The 22,598-nt window shown below is 68.3% G+C and carries 21 protein-coding genes and 1 tRNA gene; 11 read left to right on the top strand and 11 right to left on the bottom strand.

Annotated elements, in window-relative coordinates:
• Positions 1-196: 196 nt before the first annotated feature.
• Positions 197-508 (bottom strand): helix-turn-helix domain-containing protein, encoded by a 312-nt coding sequence (locus AQJ91_RS09270; protein ID WP_079084789.1) that lies wholly within the window; start codon positions 506-508, stop codon positions 197-199.
• Between the two features lie 111 nt (positions 509-619).
• On the opposite strand from AQJ91_RS09270, the gene AQJ91_RS09265 reads away from it, so the two are divergent.
• Positions 620-1,531, top strand: coding sequence for a hypothetical protein (locus AQJ91_RS09265; protein ID WP_067018342.1), 912 nt, complete (start codon positions 620-622; stop codon positions 1,529-1,531).
• 3 nt (positions 1,532-1,534) lie between these two features.
• Complete coding sequence (locus AQJ91_RS09260; protein WP_234381952.1) at positions 1,535-3,316, top strand: hypothetical protein; 1,782 nt, start codon at positions 1,535-1,537, stop codon at positions 3,314-3,316.
• A 204-nt stretch (positions 3,317-3,520) separates the two neighbouring features.
• On the opposite strand, the gene AQJ91_RS09255 is transcribed toward AQJ91_RS09260, so the two are convergent.
• Positions 3,521-3,604, bottom strand: a tRNA-Leu gene (locus tag AQJ91_RS09255).
• Between the two features lie 506 nt (positions 3,605-4,110).
• Between AQJ91_RS09255 and AQJ91_RS09250 the strand changes: the two genes are divergently transcribed.
• The 7 genes from AQJ91_RS09250 (at position 4,111) to AQJ91_RS09220 (ending at position 13,549) form a co-directional block, all read left to right on the top strand.
• The gene (locus tag AQJ91_RS09250) at positions 4,111-4,977 is read left to right on the top strand and encodes an FhaA domain-containing protein (RefSeq protein ID WP_067018340.1); all 867 of its coding nucleotides are present in this window, start codon (positions 4,111-4,113) and stop codon (positions 4,975-4,977) included.
• A gap of 10 nt (positions 4,978-4,987) precedes the next feature.
• A complete protein-coding gene (locus tag AQJ91_RS09245; protein WP_067018338.1) occupies positions 4,988-5,500 on the top strand; it encodes an FHA domain-containing protein FhaB/FipA in 513 nt (170 codons plus the stop codon).
• Positions 5,501-5,598: 98 nt separating this feature from the next.
• Positions 5,599-7,179: a Stp1/IreP family PP2C-type Ser/Thr phosphatase gene (locus AQJ91_RS09240; RefSeq protein WP_067018743.1), complete on the top strand. Its 1,581-nt coding sequence runs from the start codon at positions 5,599-5,601 to the stop codon at positions 7,177-7,179.
• A 27-nt stretch (positions 7,180-7,206) separates the two neighbouring features.
• Positions 7,207-8,649, top strand: coding sequence for an FtsW/RodA/SpoVE family cell cycle protein (locus tag AQJ91_RS09235; RefSeq protein WP_067018336.1), 1,443 nt, complete (start codon positions 7,207-7,209; stop codon positions 8,647-8,649).
• Entirely contained in the window at positions 8,646-10,118 is a 1,473-nt protein-coding gene (locus tag AQJ91_RS09230) for a peptidoglycan D,D-transpeptidase FtsI family protein (RefSeq protein ID WP_067018334.1), read from the top strand. Before AQJ91_RS09235 ends, AQJ91_RS09230 begins: the two co-directional genes overlap by 4 nt.
• Positions 10,119-10,286: 168 nt before the next feature.
• Positions 10,287-12,302: a Stk1 family PASTA domain-containing Ser/Thr kinase gene (pknB, locus tag AQJ91_RS09225; RefSeq protein WP_067018333.1), complete on the top strand. Its 2,016-nt coding sequence runs from the start codon at positions 10,287-10,289 to the stop codon at positions 12,300-12,302.
• Between the two features lie 215 nt (positions 12,303-12,517).
• Positions 12,518-13,549, top strand: coding sequence for a restriction endonuclease (locus AQJ91_RS09220; RefSeq protein ID WP_067018331.1), 1,032 nt, complete (start codon positions 12,518-12,520; stop codon positions 13,547-13,549).
• A gap of 96 nt (positions 13,550-13,645) precedes the next feature.
• Here AQJ91_RS09220 and AQJ91_RS09215 read toward each other — a convergent pair whose 3' ends face one another.
• The 6 genes from AQJ91_RS09215 to AQJ91_RS09195 are packed head-to-tail and all read right to left on the bottom strand — an operon-like array spanning position 13,646 to position 17,980.
• The gene (locus AQJ91_RS09215) at positions 13,646-14,410 is read right to left on the bottom strand and encodes a class E sortase (RefSeq protein WP_199847881.1); all 765 of its coding nucleotides are present in this window, start codon (positions 14,408-14,410) and stop codon (positions 13,646-13,648) included.
• A 6-nt stretch (positions 14,411-14,416) separates the two neighbouring features.
• Positions 14,417-15,640 carry a class E sortase gene (locus tag AQJ91_RS09210; protein ID WP_067018329.1) on the bottom strand — a complete coding sequence of 408 codons (1,224 nt, stop codon included), beginning with the start codon at positions 15,638-15,640 and terminating at the stop codon, positions 14,417-14,419.
• Positions 15,637-16,275, bottom strand: coding sequence for an aminodeoxychorismate/anthranilate synthase component II (locus tag AQJ91_RS09205; RefSeq protein ID WP_067018327.1), 639 nt, complete (start codon positions 16,273-16,275; stop codon positions 15,637-15,639). Before AQJ91_RS09205 ends, AQJ91_RS09210 begins: the two co-directional genes overlap by 4 nt.
• A complete protein-coding gene (locus AQJ91_RS51915) occupies positions 16,272-16,433 on the bottom strand; it encodes a hypothetical protein (protein ID WP_107122384.1) in 162 nt (53 codons plus the stop codon). The genes AQJ91_RS09205 and AQJ91_RS51915 overlap by 4 nt, the downstream gene beginning before the upstream one ends.
• 53 nt (positions 16,434-16,486) lie before the next feature.
• Positions 16,487-17,182 (bottom strand): class E sortase, encoded by a 696-nt coding sequence (locus AQJ91_RS09200; RefSeq protein ID WP_067018325.1) that lies wholly within the window; start codon positions 17,180-17,182, stop codon positions 16,487-16,489.
• 18 nt (positions 17,183-17,200) lie between these two features.
• Positions 17,201-17,980 carry a DUF881 domain-containing protein gene (locus AQJ91_RS09195; RefSeq protein WP_067018323.1) on the bottom strand — a complete coding sequence of 260 codons (780 nt, stop codon included), beginning with the start codon at positions 17,978-17,980 and terminating at the stop codon, positions 17,201-17,203.
• 143 nt (positions 17,981-18,123) lie between these two features.
• Between AQJ91_RS09195 and crgA the strand changes: the two genes are divergently transcribed.
• Positions 18,124-18,378, top strand: a complete 255-nt coding sequence (gene crgA, locus AQJ91_RS09190) for a cell division protein CrgA (protein ID WP_067018321.1) — start codon at positions 18,124-18,126, stop codon at positions 18,376-18,378.
• Positions 18,379-18,680: 302 nt separating this feature from the next.
• Here the strand turns inward: crgA and AQJ91_RS09185 are convergent, their stop codons facing one another.
• Positions 18,681-19,562 carry a rhomboid family intramembrane serine protease gene (locus AQJ91_RS09185; protein ID WP_067018319.1) on the bottom strand — a complete coding sequence of 294 codons (882 nt, stop codon included), beginning with the start codon at positions 19,560-19,562 and terminating at the stop codon, positions 18,681-18,683.
• A 159-nt stretch (positions 19,563-19,721) separates the two neighbouring features.
• Complete coding sequence (locus tag AQJ91_RS09180) at positions 19,722-20,252, bottom strand: peptidylprolyl isomerase (RefSeq protein ID WP_067018317.1); 531 nt, start codon at positions 20,250-20,252, stop codon at positions 19,722-19,724.
• A 318-nt stretch (positions 20,253-20,570) separates the two neighbouring features.
• Here AQJ91_RS09180 and AQJ91_RS09175 point away from each other — a divergent pair, with 318 nt between their 5' ends.
• Complete coding sequence (locus AQJ91_RS09175) at positions 20,571-21,284, top strand: DUF5324 family protein (RefSeq protein WP_067018314.1); 714 nt, start codon at positions 20,571-20,573, stop codon at positions 21,282-21,284.
• A 255-nt stretch (positions 21,285-21,539) separates the two neighbouring features.
• Here AQJ91_RS09175 and AQJ91_RS09170 read toward each other — a convergent pair whose 3' ends face one another.
• Positions 21,540-22,397, bottom strand: coding sequence for a hypothetical protein (locus AQJ91_RS09170; protein ID WP_234381944.1), 858 nt, complete (start codon positions 22,395-22,397; stop codon positions 21,540-21,542).
• Positions 22,398-22,598: the final 201 nt, after the last annotated feature.

The raw sequence follows: 22,598 nt of genomic DNA, 5'->3' as shown, positions 1-22,598 counted from the left end.
CCGGGCAGCATAGCTGCCCATAAAAGACCGCCGCCGCTTACAGACCCAGGGCCAACTGGATCCGCGGCGACGGTCATGACCCGCTAAGGCCGTTTCCGACACTACCCGGCTCCGACCGGGCGTGTCCGGCATTCGGCCACATTCTCCTGCCTCTTTCACGAGAGCCAGTTCGAGGGATCCGAATGCCCATGCGAATTCACTCCGGAGGATTGCCCGGCTCACGGCCGGGCCACAGGTCCACCTCCAGCACCTTCTCCAGATTCGCGATCGTCAGCAGGTCGCACCACACCACGCCGTCGAGCACCTGCGAGATCGTCATCCGCGACACCCCGCTGCGGCGGGAGACCTCCGCGATCGACCAGCCACGTGCGTCGATCGCCCTGCGCAACCGCGCCGCCACCTCCTGCGCCACCCGCGCCCCGTGGTGGTCATCGAGCACGGCGTGCGGCCACGCGCCATCGATCAGGTACTCGGCAGGGCTCCGGCTTCGCTTGTCTCCTCGTGGCACAGCGAAGAGTGTCGCCCATCCGGACCTCCTGGCATGACAGCAGCCACCATCTCCACCACATGCTATTCCAAAAACACCCCTCCTGGTGTTCTTTCCTGGTGGAGAATCTCGATGGACGCGATCGACCAGTACCGGCCCAGAATTCCCGGCCCCGTCTGGGAGCACATCGGCCCCGACTGCCGCCGCGCGGTGGCCAAGGCCCAGCCCGCCACGCCGAAGGAAGCACGCGACTGGCTCGGCGCCCTCGCACACGCCGCCGCCCACGCGTACGGCACAGGACGCCCCACCCGGGCCGAGCACCTGGTCACCCCCGAAGCGATCGAGTGGTACCTGGCCACCGGCTGCCTGCACGTGGAGGAGTCCTCCCGCTCCAACCGCCGCTGCCGTCTCAACAAACTGCGCCGCGCCCTGCTCGGCCCCGACCTGGTCACCGGCCAGCCCGCCGCCTACTCCGGCTCGGACTCCTCCCGCCCCTACACACGATCCGAACAGGCCCAGCTGTACGCCAACGCCCGCGCCCAGCCCACCGACGAACTGCGCTACGGCCTGCTCACCCTGCTGGCGCTCGGCTTCGGCTGCGCCCTGGACTCACCCGAGATCATCCCGCTGCGCACCCACGACGTCCGCGAAGCACCCAACGGCGCCGTAGCCGTCGCCGTCCGCGGCCAGCGCGCCCGCGTGATGCTGTGCCGCACCGCCTGGGCCCCCGTCCTGACCGAGGCCACCGCCTGGGCCTCCCGCCCCGGTGAAGCCCGTCATCTCTTCCGCCCCTCCAGCCACGCCCGCGGCACGAACACCGTCACCAACTTCCTCGCCCGCACCAAGAAACCGCCCGGCAGCCCGCCCCTGGTCATGGGGCGGACCCGAGCCACCTGGCTCGTCGACGCCATCGAGGCCCGCATGCACCTGCCCACCCTGATGGCCGCCGCCGGCCTGACCACCCTGCGCTCGATCGACCGAGTCCTGCCCTACGTCCGCAACTTCACGCCCGAACAGGCCGCCGCCGCGCTGAAGGAGTTCTGACAGGTGAACCGTAGTCTCGCCCGCCACGCCCACATCGCCCGCCTGCGCTCCCAGCGCGTCCCCGTACCCGAACGCGAGGTCATGAAAATCATCGACCAAGTGGCTGGCTCCGGTCTGGTCAAGGAGATCGAACCGCTCGTCTCCCGCCGGACGGGCAGCCCCTGCACCCTCCCGGTCAAGGCCCTCCTCGTCGGCATGTGCCTGACCGCTGCCCGCGATGGCGGCGTCATCCTCTTCACCCGTGTCACCAACCTGCTGTACTTCGCGCTCTCCGACGAGATGCGCCAACAGCTCGGCCTGCGCCACTACCCCGACCACGACCGCGGCTTCGAGTCCGCCTACGCCGTCGTCCGCCGCCGCATCCACAGCGTCCTCGACGCCATCGACCCCTCACCGCTGCCCAAAAACCACCGACTGGCCCGCCGCCACGCCGAGAAACTCCTGGCCCAGGCCGACCCGGCCGAACTCACCCGCAGGCGCACGCTCATGCTCCGCGTGACCAACATGATCCTCGCCATGTCCCTGCGCGAGGCTCTGCCCCTCCTGGAAGGCCACTGGGACGGCTCGGTCTGCGTGGACGCAACCGTCATCGGCACCTACGCCAAGGGCCTCGCCTCCGACAGCCCGGTCACCTCCACCGACCCCGACGCCGCCTGGTACGTCCGCACCGCCAAGCACAAGGACCCCCTCGCGCTCGACGATCTCGCCCCCGCCCAGCAGGACAAGAACGGCGCCAAGCTCCAGAAGAAGGCGGACCGCATCAAGAAGCGCCTGTACGGCTACGACGCCTCCCTCGTCATCGCCCGCGACCCCGACCACGACGGTCTCCCCCTGCCCGACGGCTCGGCGAACCCCGACGTCGTCCCCGCCCTGGTCATCGCCTTCTCCGTCGAAAAGCCCAGCCACCGCCCCGGGCAGGTGGCCGTCGAAGCCCTCCAGCAGATCGGCAACAGCCTCCCGCGCGGCTACCTGGCCGGCGACCGCGCCTACAACGACCAGAAACCGGAGAACTTCCAGCTCCCCATCCGCGCCATGGGCTACGAACCGGTCTACGACTACGCCAAGGACCAGCTCGGCGTACAGGCCGGCTTCGCCGGCGCCCAACTCGTCGAGGGCAACTGGTACTGCCCCTCCATGCCCGACGAGCTCAAGAACGCCACCAAGGACCTCATCGACGAGAAGATCGACAAGCAGACCTGGATCAACCGCATCCGCGCCCGCGCCGCCTACCTCTTCATGCCCAAGCAGCGCCCCGACGCCGAGGGACACCGCCGCGTGATGTGCCCTGCCCAAGCAGCCCGCGCCCAGTGCCCCCTCAAGAAGCACACCCTCGGCCGCGGCATCCACCTGCCCCTTATCGACCCCGCCCCCAACCCTGCGGGCTCACCCCCGTGCTGCAACCAGAAGACCATCACAGTCCCGCCGGAATCCGGCGCCAACCTCTGGCAGCCCCTCCAGTACGGCTCCGAAACCTGGCAGCGCGTCTACTTCCGCCTCCGCAACAGCGTCGAAGGCATCAACGGCTACGCCAAGGACCCCCTCTACGAGCGCCTCGAAGACGCTGGCACCCGCCGGATCCGCGGCATCGCCGCTCAGACCCTCCTGCTGGCCTTCCAGCTCGCCCACGCCAACCGCCGCAAACTCACCGCCTGGGCGAACTCCATCGCCCTCCACGGCGACCGACCCCACCGTCGGCCCACCCGCCGCCGCAAGACCAAGCCGCTGGGCACCTGGACCCCCAAGGGCTACATCACCGGGCCAGAAAAGACCGAGCCCGATGAGTGAGACTGCACACACTTCAAGGGCCCGCTGAAGATCAACAATTGCAACAGTCGACTGCCCGGCGGCTCGCCAGCCGCCGGGCAGTCATGCATGTAAGCACCATCACACGGCGCCTGGCCTGCCCAGGCATAGCGAAACGGGCTCATCGTGATCACGATGAGCCCGTTTCGTCGGTGCTACTAGGACACTTTCGTCGGTGTCCCACGGTGCGCGAGGGGGGAGTTGAACCCCCACGCCCTTGCGGGCACTGGAACCTGAATCCAGCGCGTCTGCCTATTCCGCCACCCGCGCATTGGGTGTGTCCTCGGGCCCTTCCCCCTTGGGGTTGGCGCCTTCCGACACCGAGAACATTAGCATGATGGCCGGGGTGGGTTCACATCCCTTATCCCTGGGCAGCGGCCCTGCGGCAGCCATGCGGGCGCCGACCAGCACAGTCGCCGGAGAGGCGACGGCCACCGCCCGGCAACGGCTCCCTCCGCTTCGTCTCAACACGTACTGGTTCACGTATCAACCTCGTACCGGTACATGCCATCTCCCCAGGAGCCGGTCAGGGTCCACAGTCAGGTGCGGGACACTGGTCCATGGCCGCCTCTACGATCCTTGGCGGGACTATGTCCCTGAGGAGTTCGAAGGGGAGCTCCGGAGGGAACTTCGGAGGCGTCGACACCCGTCGACAGGGCCGACAGGGGGAACCAGCCGATCGACCGGCGCGTGGATACGATCAGTAAGCAGTACCAGGTAAGGCAGTGCCCGCCAGGCGGGACACAGGACGGCAGCAGTTACGGAGGAGGTGCCCCATGGGAGTCCTGAAGAAATTCGAGCAGCGCCTCGAAGGTCTGGTCAACGGCACCTTCGCCAAGGTGTTCAAGTCCGAGGTCCAGCCCGTGGAGATCGCGGGAGCGCTCCAGCGCGAGTGCGACAACAACGCGACGATCTGGAACCGCGACCGGACCGTCGTACCCAACGACTTCATCGTGGAGCTGAGCACGCCCGACTACGAGCGGCTCAGCCCCTACTCCGGCCAGCTCGGCGACGAGCTCGCCGGGATGGTCCGCGACTACGCCAAGCAGCAGCGGTACACCTTCATGGGCCCCATCAAGGTCAACCTGGAGAAGGCGGACGACCTCGACACCGGCCTGTACCGGGTCCGCAGCCGTACGCTCGCCGGCTCCACCGACCAGCAGGCCCCGGGGCGGCAGGCGCCCGCGCGCCCCGGACGGCCCGGCGCCCCGGGCGGCTACGGCTACCCGCCGGCCGCCGCACCCGCGGGCGCCCCGCCCATGCCGGCCGCACCGCCCCCCGGCGGCGCACGCCCCGGCGGCTACGGCTACCCGCAGCCCGCGGGCGGCCAGCGCCCCCCTGCCGCCCCGGCGGCCGGCGGACGCACCCGCTACTGGATCGAGATCAACGGCACCCGCCATCAGATCTCCCGCGCGACGCTGGTGATGGGCCGCAGCACCGAGGCCGACGTGCGGATCGACGACCCCGGCGTATCCCGCCGGCACTGTGAGATCCGGACCGGAACGCCCTCGACGATCCAGGATCTCGGGTCCACCAACGGCATCGTGGTGGACGGGCAGCACACCACCCGCGCTACGCTCCGCGACGGCTCGCGGATCGTCGTGGGCAGCACCACCATCATTTACCGGCAAGCCGAAGGGTGAAGCGGGGGCAATGTCAGAGCTGACCCTCACGGTCATGCGGCTGGGTTTCCTGGCCGTCCTGTGGCTGTTCGTGATCGTGGCCGTGCAGGTCATCCGCAGCGACCTGTTCGGTACGCGTGTCACGCAGCGCGGAGCGCGCCGCGAGGCCGCCCGGCCGCAGCAGGCCGCCCGCCAGGCGGCGCCCCCGCAGCAGCGCCAGCAGGCGGGCGGCGGCCGCCAGCGCCGTAACGCCCCCAGCAAGCTGGTCGTCTCCGAGGGCACCCTCACCGGGACGACCGTCGCACTCCAGGGCCAGACCATCACCCTGGGCCGGGCGCACGACAGCACCATCGTGCTGGACGACGACTACGCCTCCAGCCGCCATGCCAGGATCTACCCGGACCGCGACGGCCAGTGGATCGTCGAGGACCTGGGCTCCACCAATGGCACGTACCTCGACCGAACGCGGCTGACGACCCCCACACCGATCCCGCTGGGTGCGCCGATCCGCATCGGCAAGACCGTCATCGAGCTGCGGAAGTAGTGCTGCATCATGAATAGGCGCGAGCGGAGCGAGCACGCAGCGGCGGCCCTCACCCCGGGCCCCGGCGCGCTCCCGACCGGAGGGTGGCCACCGTGCGGATGTACCCGGAGCCGACGGGCGAGGTGCGCATGAGTCTGTCACTGCGCTTCGCCGCCGGATCGCACAAAGGCATGATCCGGGAGGGCAACGAGGACTCCGGATACGCCGGGCCACGCCTGCTCGCCATCGCCGACGGCATGGGCGGCGCGGCCGCGGGTGAGGTCGCCTCCTCCGAGGCCATCTCCACCATCGTCGCCCTCGACGACGACGTCCCCGGCTCCGACATCCTCACCTCCCTCGGCACCGCCGTACAGCGCGCCAACGACCAGCTGCGCGCCATGGTGGACGAGGACCCGCAGCTGGAGGGCATGGGCACGACCCTCACCGCCCTCCTGTGGACCGGCCAGCGCCTCGGCCTCGTGCACGTCGGCGACTCCCGCGCCTACCTCCTCCGCGACGGCGTCCTCACGCAGATCACCCAGGACCACACCTGGGTGCAGCGTCTCGTCGACGAGGGCCGCATCACCGAGGAAGAGGCCACCACCCATCCCCAACGCTCCCTGCTCATGCGGGCGTTGGGCAGCGGCGACCACGTCGAACCCGACCTCTCCATCCGCGAGGTCCGGGCCGGCGACCGCTACCTGATCTGCTCCGACGGCCTCTCCGGCGTCGTGTCCCACCAGACCCTGGAAGACACCCTCGCCAGCTACCAGGGCCCCCAGGAGACCGTCCAGCAGCTCATCGAGCTCGCGCTGCGCGGCGGCGGCCCCGACAACATCACCGTCATCATCGCCGACGTCCTCGACCTCGACACCAACGACACCCTCGCCGGGCAGCTGTCCGACACCCCCGTCGTGGTCGGCGCCGTCGCCGAGAACCAGCTCCAGCTGCACGACAACGGCGTGATGCAGACCCCCGCCGGACGCGCCTCCGGGCTCGGCCGGCAGCTGCCCGGACAGGGCGGCGGAGGCGGCGAGTTCGGGCCCCCCGGCTCCGGCGACACCACCGGTTACCTCCCGGCCGGCAGCTTCGGCGGCTCCCTCGACTACACCGACGACGACTTCATCAAGCCCCGCAAGGGCCGCAGGTGGCTGAAGAGATCCTTCTACAGCGCCCTCGCGCTCGCCGTCGTCGGCGGCGGGCTCTACGGCGGCTGGCGCTGGACCCAGACCCAGTACTACGTCGGTGTCAACGGCAACCACGTCGCCCTCTACCAGGGCATCAGCCAGGACCTGGCCTGGGTCTCGCTCTCGAAGGTGGAGAAGGACCACCCCGAGATCGAACTCAAGTACCTGCCGCCGTACTGGCAGAAGACGGTCGAGGAGACCATCGCCGAGGGCGGTCTCAGCGACGCCCAGAAGAAGCTCGACGAGCTGGCCCTGCAGGCCTCCGCGTGCAAGAAGCGGGCCGCGCAGCAGGCCGCCGAGAGCGAGCAGAACTCCAAGACCGGCGAGGGCGAGGCCGGAGGCACCACGGGAACCACCCGCACCTCCCTCACGTCCAAGGCGACACCGACCCCGAACCCGTCGGGCTCACCGTCGACTTCCCCGACCCCGTCCACGACCGCACCCACGCCCAGCCCCGGCCCCACTCTCTCGGAGGAAGAGAAGCAGGTCGTCTCGCAGTGCGGTACGCAGTAGGCAAGCCGTGAGAGGCCCCGTCACACGATGAGCAGTAGTACAACGAACACGTCGACGCACCACACGTCCACGATCGGCTCGATCGGCACCCCGAGCCGGCGCAACACCGAGCTCGCCCTGCTCGTGTTCGCCGTCCTCATCCCGGTCTTCGCCTACGCCAACGTGGGCCTCGCGATCAACGACCAGGTGCCGACCGGCCTGCTGAGCTACGGCCTGGGCCTCGGCCTGCTGGCCGCCGTCGGCCACCTCGTCGTACGGAAGTTCGCGCCGTACGCCGACCCGCTGCTGCTGCCCCTGGCCACCCTCCTCAACGGCCTCGGGCTCGTCGCGATCTGGCGGCTCGACCAGTCCGAACTACTGCAGTCGATCAAGCAGGCCGGCTCCGCCGCGCCCCGCCAGCTGCTGTACACCGCGATGGGCGTCGCCCTGTTCGTCGTCGTGCTGATCTTCCTCAAGGACCACCGCGTCCTGCAGCGCTACACCTACATCTCCATGGTCGGCGCGCTGATCCTGCTGCTGCTGCCCCTGGTGCCGGGCCTCGGCAAGAACCTCTACGGCGCCAAGATCTGGATCTCGGTCGCCGGATTCTCCATCCAGCCCGGTGAGTTCGCGAAGATCGTCCTCGCGGTCTTCTTCGCCGGCTACCTGATGGTCAAGCGCGACGCCCTCGCCCTCGCCAGCCGCCGCTTCATGGGCCTGTACCTGCCGCGCGGCCGCGACCTCGGCCCGATCCTCGTCGTCTGGGCGATCTCGATCCTCATCCTGGTCTTCGAGACCGACCTCGGTACGTCGCTGCTGTTCTTCGGAATGTTCGTCATCATGCTGTACGTCGCCACCGAGCGGACCAGCTGGATCGTCTTCGGTCTGCTGATGTCCGCGGTCGGCGCCGTCGGCGTGGCCTCCTTCGAACCGCACATCCAGCAGCGCGTCGACGCCTGGCTCGACCCGATGAGGGAGTACACCCTCAGCCGCAACGGCGAATTCGGCCACTCCGAGCAGGCCATGCAGGCCCTGTGGGCTTTCGGCTCCGGCGGCACCCTCGGCACCGGCTGGGGCCAGGGCCACTCCGAGCTCATCCGGTTCGCCGCCAACTCCGACTTCATCCTCGCCACCTTCGGCGAGGAACTCGGACTCGCCGGCGTCATGGCGCTCCTGCTGCTGTACGCCCTGCTCGTGGAGCGTGGCGTGCGTACCGCCCTCGCCGCCCGCGACCCCTTCGGCAAGCTGCTCGCCATCGGCCTGTCCGGCGCCTTCGCCCTCCAGGTCTTCGTGGTCGCCGGCGGCGTCATGGGCCTGATCCCGCTGACCGGTATGACGATGCCGTTCCTGGCGTCCGGCGGCTCCTCCGTCATCGCCAACTGGGCGCTGGTCGGCATCCTGCTGCGCATCAGCGACACGGCACGCCGCCCGGCGCCCGCGCCCGCCCCCAACCCCGACGCCGAGATGACCCAGGTGGTCCGCCCGTCATGAACAAGCCCCTGCGCCGGATCGCGATCTTCTGCGGACTCCTCGTCCTCACCCTGCTCATCCGGGACAACTGGCTGCAGTACGTCCGCGCCGACGAGCTCAAGACCGACAACAACAACCGCCGCGTCGCCATCGAGCGCTACGCCACACCCCGCGGCAACATCATCGTCGGCGGCAACCCGATCACCGGGTACAAGGAGACGTCGGGCGACTTCAAGTACAAGCGCACGTACAAGAACGGCGCGATGTGGGCGCCCGTCACCGGCTTCGTCTCACAGGCCTACGGCGCCAACCAGCTCGAGTCCATCGAGGACGGCATCCTCTCCGGCACCGACGACCAGCTGTTCTTCCGCAACACCCTCGACATGATCACGGGCACGGCGAAGAAGGGCGGCAACGTCGTCACCACCCTCAACGCCGCCGCGCAGAAGGCCGCCTACGACGGTCTGAAGAGGCAGGGCGGCAAGGGCGCCGTCGCCGCCATCGACCCGGCCACCGGCAAGATCCTGGCGCTGGCCTCCTACCCGTCGTACGACCCCTCCACGATCGCCGGCGGCACCACCTCCGACGAAGAGGCCTGGAAGAAGCTCCAGAAGAAGAACAACGCCGACGACCCGATGCTCAACCGGGCGCTGCGCGAGGCCTACCCGCCGGGCTCCACCTTCAAGGTCGTCACCGCCGCCGCCGCGCTGGAGAACGGCCTCTACCCGGACCCGGACAAGCCCACCAAGACGCCGCTGCCCTGGACCATGCCCGGCACCACGACCGAGCTGAAGAACGAGGGCGACATCCCCTGCAAGAACGCGACCCTGCGCGTCGCACTGCAGTGGTCCTGCAACACCGTCTTCGGCAAGGTCGGCTCCGACCTCGGCAACGAGAAGATGCTGGAGCAGGCCAAGAAGTTCGGCTTCACCTCCGAGCAGTTCACGCCGGTCCGCTCCACCGCGTCGGTCTTCTCCGAGGACATGGCGCCCTCCGAGGTCGCGCTGTCCTCCATCGGCCAGTTCAACACCGCCGCGACCCCGCTGCAGATGGCCATGGTCGCCTCGGCCGTCGCCAACGACGGCACCCTGATGAAGCCGTACATGGTCGACGAACTCCAGACGAACGACCTCGACCCCCTCGAGAAGACCAAGCCCGAGGAGCTGAGCAAGCCGCTGTCGCCGGCGAACGCGCAGATCCTCCAGTCGATGATGGAGACGGTCGTCAACGACGGCACCGGCAAGAACGCGCAGATCAGCGACATCACCGTCGGCGGCAAGACCGGTACCGCCCAGCACGGCGTGGAGAACAGCGAGAACCCCTACGCCTGGTTCATCTCCTACGCCAAGCTCAGCGACGACAGCTCGCCGGTCGCCGTCGCGGTCGTGATCGAGGACGACAACGCCGTCCGCGACGACATCTCCGGCGGCGGCCTCGCGGCCCCCATCGCGAAGAAGGTCATGGAGGCGGTCATCGGCAACAAGAAGTGACCCCGCTCACGTCCCCTTCACATCGGTGCACGTTGCGATACCGGTCCTGTATCGGGTGACGGGCTTGGCCAGGTCACACAGAGGGATCCGGGTACCGTATGCCCGGACGACAGCCTCCGACCGCACACTCGTGCCGGTCGGGACCGACGGAGAGGGCTGGTAGGGAACATGGAAGAGCCGCGTCGCCTCGGCGGCCGGTACGAGCTGGGCCAGGTGCTCGGCCGTGGTGGCATGGCCGAGGTCTACCTCGCGCACGACACCCGGCTCGGCCGCACCGTGGCAGTGAAGACGCTCCGCGCGGACCTCGCGCGCGACCCGTCCTTCCAGGCCCGGTTCCGCCGGGAGGCCCAGTCGGCCGCCTCGCTCAACCATCCCGCGATCGTCGCGGTCTACGACACGGGCGAGGACTACATCGACGGGGTCTCGATCCCGTACATCGTCATGGAGTACGTAGACGGCTCCACCCTCCGCGAGCTCCTGCACAGCGGCCGCAAGCTGCTGCCGGAGCGCACGCTGGAGATGACGATCGGGATCCTCCAGGCCCTGGAGTACTCGCACCGCAACGGCATCGTCCACCGCGACATCAAGCCCGCGAACGTCATGCTGACGCGCAACGGCCAGGTCAAGGTCATGGACTTCGGCATCGCCCGCGCGATGGGCGACTCCGGCATGACGATGACGCAGACGTCCGCGGTCATCGGCACCGCCCAGTACCTTTCCCCGGAGCAGGCGAAGGGCGAGCAGGTAGATGCTCGCTCGGACCTCTACTCCACGGGCTGCCTCCTCTACGAGCTCCTGACGGTCCGCCCGCCGTTCGTCGGCGACTCCCCGGTCGCGGTCGCGTACCAGCACGTACGGGAAGAGCCACAGGCCCCGTCCGTCTTCGACCCCGAGATCACGCCGGAGATGGACGCGATCGTCCTGAAGGCACTGGTCAAGGACCCCAACTACCGCTACCAGTCGGCCGACGAGATGCGCGTCGACATCGAGGCCTGCCTCGACGGCCAGCCGGTCGCGGCGACCGCGGCCATGGGCTCGGTCGGCTACGGCGGCTACCCCGACGACCAGCCGACGACGGCCCTGCGCGCCCAGGACGCCGGCGCCACGTCGATGCTGCCGCCCATGAACCCGGACGACGGCGGCTTCGGCTACGACGACCGCCCCGACCGGCGCCGCCAGAAGAAGTCGAACACCTCTACGATCCTGCTGGTCGTCGCGGGCGTGCTGGTGCTGGTCGGCGCGATCCTGATCGGCCGGTGGGTGGTCAGCGGCAACGGGGGTGTGGGCAACGACACGGTTGCGGTGCCGCAGTTCGTCGGGGAGCCCCTGAGCAACGCCGAGAAGCTGGCGGAGAACTCCGACCTCAAGCTGAATCCGACGGAGAAGCCCTGCGAGGACTTCAGCAAGGGCAAGGTCTGCACGCAGGAAACGGACCCCGGCCAGGAGGTGGAGAAGGGCACCACCATCAACGTGGTGGTGTCTACGGGCGCGCCGAAGGTGGCGGTACCGAGCGTCCTCGGCCAGAGCTTCGACGCGGCGAAGGCGACGTTGGAAGGCGACAAGTACAAGTTCGAGGTCAAGAAGAAGGAGCAGGTTTCGACGGAAGAGGAGGGCAAGGTCCTGGAGCAGGACCCGGAGCTCGGCCAGGAAGTCGAGAAGGGCTCCACGATCACCCTCACCGTCGCCAAGGCCGAGGAGAAGTCCACGGTTCCGGACGTCACGGGCCAGACCTGTGATGAGGCCAAGGCCCGGATGACGGAGAGCGACCTGGTCGGCAACTGTGTCGAGGTGCCCACGACCGACCCCAACCAGAACGGCAAGGTCATCTCGACGTCCCCGGAGCCGGGCCGCCAGATCGACAAGAACTCGTCGGTGACGATCAACATCGGCAAGGTTCAGCAGAAGACGCGGGTACCGGACGTGCGCAACAAGACGGTGGGAGAGGCCAAGCAGATTCTGAACGCGGCGGGCTTCACCAACATCCAGTTCGCAAACGGCAGCGACCAGAGCGACACGGCGTTCGTCATCGACCAGGATCCGAAGGACGGCAAGGAGGTCGACGACCCGGCCGGCACCACGGTCACCCTGGCAACCTTCGGAACCGGCAACAACAACGGCGGCAACAACGACGACGGCGACAACGGCTTCTTCGGTGGCGTCACCGGAACCCGCACGGAGGACTGACACCCTCCGACCGCTACGACGAGAGCCCCGGCCCCTGATCGCAGGGTGCCGGGGCTCTGTCGTGTCGTTGCGCCACCGCGCCCGACTTACCCGAATACCAGTCTTCATTTCGGTCGTGTCTTCATATGTGGTGACTCGTTGATCGGGTGGGGTGGAGTGGGGCATCGGAACTCCGCCCTGGCCTTGCGGCCACACCGCGAACAGAAGGGCGGAACGTGATCAACGAATCGGCGCTGCTGGAGTCGAAGACACTGCGCGACAGCGTGCTGGAGCGAACCGACGTACTCGACAAGGTCAAGGCGCTGTCACTACTGCCGGACGGGATGCATGTCACGACGGCGATGGTGGCGGCGTACTTTGAGGTGGGTCTGACTGCCATCACGTCTCTAGTACATGATCACCGAGAGGAGCTGGAAGCAAGCGGCTACCGCGTTTTGGCAGGTGCAGAACTGAATTCCTTCAAGGAAGTCAGTGGCGTCAAGTCACGCTCCCGATCCCTCGCCCTGTTCTCCCGTCGCGCCGTCCTCAACGTCGCCATGCTGCTCCGGGACAGCGAAGTCGCACGTCAGGTGCGTGTGTACCTCCTCGACATGGAGTACCTGGCGCGCACACAGGCTGTGGATAACCCGGCCCCCGCCGACGTCGTCTCCCTCGACGACCGCATCGACCAGCGCATCACCCACATCCTCGGCAAGACCGTCGTCCCGATGTTCAACGCGTTGATCGAAACGTCGGGCGAGCACCGCAGGGAGCTGATTGCCCTGCGGGCGGGAGTCCAGCGCATCGAGCGACGGCTGCACCAGCACCACACACGGCTGAAGCGGCTCGAGGGGACACGAGAGGACCGACCGGCCGTCGGAGTCATGGCGGCCATGGACGCCATGAACGGCCGAAAGTTCGAGCACCACGTCGCCGAACTGCTGCGCCGCGACGGCTGCACGAACGTCGTCGTGCAGGGCGGTCGCGGAGACCGGGGCGTCGACATCATCGCGCTCACGGCTGACGGTCGCCGCCTCGTGGTCCAGTGCAAGAGGTTCGCGCCCTACCTCTCCATCACCAGCCCCGAGGTCCAGAAGTTCGTCGGGTCCGCCAAGGTTCTGTACAGAGCGGAAGTGGCACTCTTCGTGGCGACGTGCCCCTTCACCCCCGAGGCCCTGAGCATCGCCGCCGAGAGCGGCATCACCGCCGTACACCGTGGGCTGTTGGAGGAGTGGAGCGCAGGCGAACCCCTGAAGATCCTGGAGTGAGTACGGCGTAACGCGAAAGGGCCCGAAGCCGCAAGGAGTAGTTGCGGCTTCGGGCCTCCGCCATGCTACGAGACTGAGTTGTTGCGGGTAACTCAGTCACCCCAGTTCCTTCGGCGGCGTCCGCTCCCCGTCCACCTTCTCCACGCGCTCCAGCTCGCCCCACACCACATACCGATACCGGGACGTATACACCGGCGTGCAGGTCGTCAGCGTGATGTAGTGGCCCGCCTTCTTCTTGCCGGACTCCTTCGGGATCGCCGACAACACCTTGACGTTGTACTTCGAGGTCTCCGGAAGGATCGCGTAGACCTTGTAGACGTACCACTTGTCCTTCGTCTCGAAGACGATCGGGTCGCCCTTCTCCAGCTTGTGGATGTCGTGGAACTTCGCGCCGTGCCCGTCGCGGTGGGCGGCGAGGGAGAAGTTGCCCTTCTTGCCGGAGGTGGGGAGCGTGGCCTTGACCGGGTCCTCGTAGTAGCCGGCCACGCCGTCGTTGAGGATCTTCGACGTGGTGCCCTTCTCCACCAGGATCTCGCTCTTGATCATCGCGGGGACGTGCAGGAAGCCGATGCCGTCCTTGGTGTCCAGCGCGCCGGGGCCGGTCGGCCCCTGGGACCAGTTGTCGCGGACCTTGTCGCCCTGTTCGTCCGCCGCACGGTCGGCCACGACGTTCGTCCACCACAGTGAGTAGGCGACGAACAGGCCGAGCACCAGGCCCGCGGTGATGAGGAGTTCGCCGAAGACGCTGACCGCCATCGCGATCCGGCCCGGCTTCCGGCGGCGTGCCGGAGGACGCGCGGACGCGGGCGTCGCCATGTGCTCTTCGTGATGAGTGTCGTCGGTGGTCGCTGCCACGTTCATCTGCCCTTACTGGACGAGTGCATCCGGCTTGCCCTTGCTGCGCGGCCGTTCCTCGACCATCTTGCCCCAGACGATCAACCGGTACTTGCTGGTGAACTCCGGCGTGCACGTGGTGAGCGTGATGTAGCGGCCGGGTCCGGCGAATCCGGAGTCCGGCGGTACCGGGTTCAGCACGCTCACGTTGCTCGGCGACGTCACCGGCAGGATCGACGCCATCTTGTAGACGAAGTACTTGTCCTGCGTCTCCACGACGATCGCGTCGCCCTGGGTCAGCCGGTTGATGTAGCGGAACGGCTCGCCGTGCGTGTTGCGGTGCCCCGCGAGACCGAAGTTGCCGCTCTTGGCGTCCGGCATCGCCGTCTTCAGCGCGCCCTCGGCGTAGTGCCCGACCATGCCCTTGTCGAGCACCTTCTTGTTGCTGACGCCCTCCGCGATCGGCACGACGACGTCCAGCTTGGGGATGTGCAGGAGGGCGAAGCCCTGCCCCGGCGAGAACTCCCCCGGAGCGCGCTTGCCGCTCGCCCAGTCGTCCTGGAGCTTGCTCGCCTCGCTCCCGGCCTGCGCATGCGCCCGGACGTTCGTCCACCACAGCTGGTAGGTGACGAACAGCAGCATCAGGACGCCGGTGGTGATGAACACCTCACCGACAGCCCGGCTGGCGAGCACGGCCGGGCTCGGCTTGCGGGCCTTGGCCTGTCTGCGGGCCTCCACCCGGGAGAGGGGGGCCTGGGCGCCGGAGCCGGACGCCGTCTCCGGCGTCTCGTGCGCCGAGCGGGCGGCTCCATGGCGGCCGTGGCGGCCCTTGGCGGCCTTTCTGCGGGCCGCTCGGCCACCCGGGGTGGCTTCTGTGGCGGAGGCGGCGGAGGGGGCGTCAGACGCCAACGAGGCCGATGGCGACGCCGACAGCGCCGATATGGAATCCCCCGTCGGCGGATCCGGTACCCGCAGGGCCACCGTCTCGTCGTCGACGGGGGGTACGTACGGCTCCGCATACGGTTCTTGAGGCGCCTCGTACGGCTGTCTCTGCTGCGTCGCCTCGTACGCCCCGGCCCCACCGCTCGCCGCGCCGTAGTCCTCGCCGCCGTACCACTCCCCGCGCGCACCCGGCGCCTCGTACGGCTGCTGCCCGTACGAGGTACCCGGGTCGCCGGCGTCGCCATAGGCGGGGCCGTCCGTGAACGGCTCTCCGTAGGCGGCGCCGGACTCGCGCTCGGGGCGCAGGGCGGTCACGCCGTGGCCCTGCCCACCACCGGGGCGAGCCCCGCCGACCTCGCCAGCGCGCCCTGGTCGCCGCACTCCACCAGCCAGTTGGCCAGCATGAGGTGCCCGTGCTCGGTCAGCACCGACTCGGGGTGGAACTGCACACCCTCGACCGGCAGTTCACGGTGACGCAGGCCCATGATGATCCCGTCGTGGGTGCGGGCGGTGACCTCAAGCTCGGCCGGCACCGTCGCCGGCTCGGCCGCCAGGGAGTGGTAGCGCGTCGCCGTGAACGGCGAGGGCAGGCCCGCGAAGACACCCTTGCCCTCGTGCTCGACCAGCGACGTCTTGCCGTGCAGCAGCTCCGGGGCGCGGTCCACCACACCGCCGTACGCCACCTGCATCGACTGCATGCCCAGACAGACACCGAAGACGGGCACGCCGGTGGCCGCGCAGTGGCGGACCATCTCGACGCAGACGCCGGCCTCCTCAGGGGTCCCCGGGCCGGGCGACAGCAGGACGCCGTCGAAACCGTCCTGGGCGTGCGCCGTGGAGACCTCGTCGTTGCGCAGGACCTCGCACTCGGCGCCCAGCTGGTACAGGTACTGGACCAGGTTGAACACGAAGCTGTCGTAGTTGTCGACGACGAGAATGCGCGCGCTCACTGGTTGTCCACCGTCACATCGTTGAAGGGAAGCAGCGGTTCGGCCCACGGGAACACGTACTGGAAGAGGACGTAGACCACACCCACGACCAGCACCAGTGAGATCAGCGCCTTCACCCATGCGTTTCCCGGCAGATGCCGCCAGATAAAGCCGTACATGCCGTCCCTTCCGTTCCACCACGGCACCGGACTCACGCCGTACCCGCACCAGACTACTGGCGTAGAGCCTCTGGTTTCCCGGCCTCCACAGGCTGTGTGGAGTCCAGGTGTGCCCACACGATCAGCCGGTGGCTGTGGCCCCACTCCGGATCGCACGTGGTCAGCGTGAGGTAACGGCCCTCGCGCGTATACCCCGACTTACGCGGCACAGGGTCGATCACCTCAACGTCGGTGGGCAACGTTTTGTAGGGGCCCTGGTCGATCCGGTACGTGAACCAGGTCACCCCGTCCGTCAGCACCACCGCGTCCCCCCGGCGCAGCCTGGGGAAGTCCTTGAACGGGTCGCCGTACGTGCGGCGGTGTCCGGCGACCGAGAAGTTGCCCTTCTCGCCGAGCCGGGCGGTGCTCGCGTAGTGGCCCAGGCCCTTCTTGAGGGTGCCGGTGGCCGTGCCCTCGAGGACCGGTTTGTTCCACGTGAAACCGAGACGCGGGACGTACATGATCGCGAAGGGTCTGCCGTTCTTGTACGGCGCCGGTTCCGCCGGAACGGCGGGGACGGAGGCGCCGGGCGCGGCCGCGGTGGGGCTCACCGCCCCCTTCGACCACTGCTCCTGAAGCTGGTCGATCTGGTCGTCCATCACGTTGTCCGCCTTCACACCCGTCCAGAACAGGACGTACACGACGAAGAGGACTATGACGGTGCCGAAGGTGATGCACAGTTCGCTGACGGTCCTGACGACGACTCGCACCGGCGGCTCCAGGAAGGGCTACTCCACGGGCTCGGCGTACCGCAGATCCACTGTGCCCGAGTAGCCGGGCAGAGTCACCGTCCCGTCCTCGGTGACTTTCCAGCCGAGGCCGTAGACATTCACGTAGACCATGTAGTTCTGGATCGCCGGGCTCGCCGTGAGCGCCTTCTGCAGCTTCTCGGGGTCGCCGACCGCTGTGATCTTGTACGGCGGCGAGTAGACCCGGCCCTGCAGGATCAGCGTGTTGCCCACGCAGCGCACCGCGCTGGTGGAGATCAGCCGCTGGTCCATGACCTTGATGCCCTTGGCTCCGCCCTGCCACAGCGCGTTCACCACGGCCTGGAGGTCCTGCTGGTGGATGACCAGGTAGTCGGGCTGCGGCTCGGGATAGCCGGGCAGCTTGGCGGTCGCGTCCGGCGGGGCGTCGTTCAGGGTGACCGTGAGCCCCTCGCCGGACACCTTCTGCGTGCCCGCGTTCTTCTCCAGCGCGGCCAGCTTCTCGTCCTCGGCCCTGGTGCTGCCGTCGTCGCGCTCGGCCAGCGCGTCCACGTCGTCGCGCAGGGCCGCGTTGGACTCGTTCAGCTCGCCGTTCTCGCGGCTGCGCTCATGGATGAGGTCGGACAGCCTCAGCAGCGAGTCGTCCGTGCGGATGTTGGTGCCCTTGGCCGTGTTGAAACTGGTGAAGAAAATGAGGCCCGCGAGAGCGAAGACGGCCGCCGTGAGCACGCGAACCGGCCGGAACCGGTGCTTCGGGGCAGGACTGGATCCGGTCCCGGGGGAGTCGGCAGAATTGCTCAACGTACCCTTATCTCCTTCGGCGCCACGGAAGGACTACGCTAACGGACGCCCGGGGGAGCAATCAGTGTCCCCTTGTACGCTGCCCCGAGAGCCAGCCACAGTTCCCTGCGCGGCCACGCAGCGCATCGACAGGAGAGACCCTCGTGCCGAAGTCACGTATCCGCAAGAAGGCCGACTACACGCCGCCGCCGTCGAAGCAGACGACGGCCATCAAGCTGAACAGCACCGCCTGGGTCGCGCCCGTCATGCTGGCCATGTTCCTGATCGGCCTGGCCTGGATCGTCGTCTTCTATGTGACGGACGGTTCGCTGCCCATCGACGCTCTGGGCAACTGGAACATCGTGGTGGGCTTCGGGTTCATCGCCGCCGGATTCGGCGTGTCCACGCAGTGGAAGTAGCGGTCGTCGCCCAGGTCGCTTCCCGGTGAACCCAGCTCTGCCCAGGGCTATCCGCTGAGTTATCCACAGGGCGGCGAAATTTCCACAGCCCGGCTGGGGAAAAGAACGACGATCTGTGGATAACCCATCAAGCGTTGACGCCGGTATGACTGCCATACCATCTTCCCGAAAACATGTTCACCCCCTGCCTGACCTGCGAAAACGTGGGTCGGTGACAGGGGGCACACCTGTTCCTGCACGGTGTGCACAGGGGCCGCCACAGACTGTGGACAACAGTCCGGCTCAGTGGATAACCGCCCAGCTCAGGCGAGCTGGGCGGTCCTCAGCACGGTCATCACGACGACCACGGCCAGCACCACCGCGCAGGTGCCGTACTGGATCAGCGCCCGGCGCTCGCGCGGGGCGTGGACCATGGCGTAGCCGATGACGACGCCGGCGACGAGGCCGCCGATATGGGCCTGCCAGGCGATGTCGGCCCAGCCGAAGGTGAAGATGAGGTTGATCACCAGCAGGGCGATGATCGGCCGCATGTCGTACTGGAGGCGGCGCATCAGGACGGCGGTGGCGCCGAAGAGGCCGAAGATCGCGCCGGAGGCGCCGAGGGAGGCCGTGGTCGGGGATTCGATCAGGTAGGTGAGGGCGCTGCCCGCGAGGCCCGAGGTGACGTAGAGGGCGAGGTAGCGAGCGCGGCCGAGGGCGGCTTCGAGGGGGCCGCCGAGCCACCAGAGGCCGAGCATGTTGAAGGCGATGTGCCAGATGGCCTCGTGCGTGAACATCGAGGTGAACAGGCGGTACCACTGGCCTTCGGCGACGCCCTGGGAGGGGGCGAAGGGGGGCCACTCGCCGATCAGGTACAGCTCGCTCAGCAGCGAGGTGCTCGAATGGACGGCGAGGAAGACCGCGAGGTTGATCCCGATGAGGATCTTGGTGAGGAGGCGGGGGTCGGCGGTGACGGTGCCGCCGGCGAGGGTGCGGGGGCGGGAGGCGCTCGGGGCGTGTCCGGTGCCCGAGCCGGTGCGGACGCAGTCGGGGCACTGGAAGCCGACGGAGGCGCTCACCATGCACTCGGGGCAGATGGGTCGGTCGCAGCGGGTGCAGCGGACGCCGGTCTCGCGGTCCGGATGGCGGTAGCAGCCGGGCAGGCTCTGCGCGTCCTGCCGGCTGTCACCTGCTGCCTGGTCCATGGCTTCCCCTTGGTCGTCGTACGCGGTTGCGCGTCGTATGCCGTCGTCCGGTCTCATCTGGTGTCGTCTGCCGTCGGCACGCAACGGAACCGCCCCGCTCATCCTTACGGACGAGCGGGGCGTTTGGTTCCCTGCGTGAGCCGCCGGGACCCGGCGGGCTCAGCCCTCGCGGGTCTCCACGACGACCGACTCGATGACGACGTCGTTGAGCGGGCGGTCGTTGCGCGTGGTCTGGGTGGACGCGATGGCGTCCACGACCTTCTGGCTGGCCCCGTCGGTGATCTCGCCGAAGATGGTGTGCTTGCGGTTCAGCCAGGTCGTCGGGGAGACCGTGATGAAGAACTGCGAGCCGTTGGTGCCCGGGCCGGCGTTGGCCATGGCCAGCAGGTAGGGCTTGTCGAAGGAGAGTTCCGGGTGGAACTCGTCCTGGAACTGATAGCCGGGGCCGCCGGTGCCATTGCCCAGCGGGTCACCGCCCTGGATCATGAAGCCGCTGATGACCCGGTGGAAGACCGTGCCGTCGTAGAGCTTGGCCGTGGACTTCTCACCAGTGGCGGGGTTCGTCCACTCACGCTCTCCCGTGGCGAGGTCGACGAAGTTCTTGACCGTGATCGGCGCGTGGTTCGGAAAGAGCCGGACCTCGATGTCGCCGTGGTTGGTCTTCAGGGTGGCGTAGAGCTGCTCGGCCACGATCTGCCTTCCGTTGTCTTCCTGTGACTCCCCGATCCTCGCATGGTCCGCGCCGTACGTCGCCCGGCGTCCCCTTTCGGGCCCGCTTCGCGGTGTTTCGCTCGCAGAAATCCGGCCCAGTGGCCCCGGGCCGGGAGCGCTCGGCGGCGATCCGTGGCATTGTCGTCGACAAGCTCCTGTTGCCCCGTATTCATCCGCTATTGGTCAGTCCCGTGACCCGGATGCCCGCCCTCACAGTGCTCTTGGGCTCGCCCGCAGGCATGATCCGTAAAAGGGTGGAAAGTCGAAATACCGTACGCCACCGAGGAGGAGGATCCCGTGACCCGCATCGACAGCGTGCGCGCCGCGACCGGCTCGGCGAAGGACAGCGTGCTGCACGCCGCGGAAGTGGTGGCGCCCTACGCCGACACGGCCAAGGACAGGGCCGCGCACTACACACACGAGGCACGCGTACGGCTCGCGCCGAAGGTGTCGCATGCCGCCGAACAGGCCCGTATGCAGGCCTGCGCACAGTACGGGGCGCATCTCGCGCCGCGTCTGGAACAGGCCCGTTCCCATGTGCCGCCAAAGGTCGACCACGCGGCCCATGAGGTCGCCGTACGCACTCGCAAGGCGGCGCGGCAGGCCGCCGACTACTCCCGGCCGAGGATCGAGCAGGCGGTGGCCGCGGCCGGGCCCGCGCGGGACGAGGCCGCCGCGCGTGGTGCGGCGGCGCTGGCCGCGCTGCGCGGTCAGGTCACGCCGAAGGAGATCGAGAAGCTGGTGCGCAGGCACGAGCGGCGGGCGCGGGCCGGCCGGCTCGCGAAGGCGCTGGCCGTGGTCGGTGTGCTGGCCGGTGGCGCGTTCGCCGCATGGAAGTGGTGGGACAAGCAGGCCAACCCGGACTGGCTGGTCGAGCCGCCCGCCGCGACGGAGGTGTCCGAGTCGGGCCGGCTGACGTCGGTGGACGGCAGCGGGCAGTCCGCGCTCGATCCCGACGTACAGGCGAAGGAGGCCGAGGAGGAGGCGGCGAGGCGCGACGAGGGCCGGTGACGGCCGGTCGTAACAGCCGCACCAGTCGTACCGGTCGCAGCTGACCGTGTGGCGGGGCGGAGGGCCGAGGGCGGCCTTCCGCCCCGTCGTGCTGACTCGCACCGGGACGAAAAAAGACCCCTCCAACCGCGTTTCCGCAGGTCGGAGTGGCCTCTCGCTGAAACCCGGACTTTTCCACCCTCCTTGATCGGGCTGAATCCTCCTCGATCCCGTTCAGCCGGAGAAAGCCTCCGGCGGTGCCCGTCGGGATGCCGCCTACTGAACCCCTCCGGGCTGGTCCTTGGCCCACCACAGGAACGCGGCGGCGTGCTGTTGGTTGGCGAAGCCCTCGCCGACGAGGTCATTCAGGAGGTCGTTGCTCCAGAGGATGAGCCGGCCGCGGGTCCAGTTCACCGACTCGGGGGCCGGCAGCTCCAGTCCGTAGACCATCCGCGCGATCTCGCGCTTGCCGCCGGCTTCCGTCGTGTACTTGAGGATCGTCAGGAACCGGTCGGGGTACATCACGCAGAGAACCCTCGTGAGGAGGGCCTCCTTGAAACCGGTCATGGCGAAAGGCTTGGTGCCGGACAGCAGGTGCTCAAGTCGGTCTTCGAGCGGCACGTCGTCAGTTTCGTGCAGGAGGTACTCGATCGTCCTGCGGGTCGCCTCCCCGGCCGCGGTGTCGCCCATGTCGTTCCACGCGGAGTTGAAGGTGGCCTGGTTGCCGGGGCGGGCTCCGATTTCGGAGTTGGCGAAGTCCTTGAGGGCTCTGGGGTCGCACGTCCACAGCCCGTCGGGGGAGAAGATCTGCTGGTACTTCGACCAGTAGGCCGCCACGTCGGGGTCGAAGTCCGGTTTGACGGCGAGGTACTGCTCCTTCAGCCGGGTCACGCGCTCCAACTGCTGCGGATCGACGTCCTCGGGTTTCGGGAAACGGGCCTTGAGGTCGTTGAAGGAGCGGAGCAGGCTCCTCTGCGGGACGGTGGGCTCCCTGTGCTCCCATTCATAGCCGCACCGGTGCTTCACGAGCCGGCGTCCGCCGTCGAGCGTGCGGACCACCTCGATGTCCTCGTCGTCGCTGCACAGTGGACACATGGCCAGCGCCATGGCTACCCCCGTTCCATCGGTGCTCATGCCCCCACTGTGAGCCAACGCACTCTTCAACCAAGAGCCACATTCTCGCATTTGGCCAAGGCGTGCGGGATGCGATCTCAGCGAGCTGGCGGACCTCGACTTCACCGGCCTGGACGATGACTCCGATGACACCGTGATCATCAGTGGCCGCAAACCGACCGGTGATCATTCCCTCACCGCCGCCTGGAAGGAGATGAACAG

The sequence above is a fragment of the Streptomyces dysideae genome, assembly GCF_001514305.1.
Taxonomy (GTDB): Bacteria; Actinomycetota; Actinomycetes; order Streptomycetales; family Streptomycetaceae; genus Streptomyces; species Streptomyces dysideae.
Note: the sequence above shows the minus strand (reverse complement) of the source record. Positions and strands in the feature narration are given on the sequence as shown.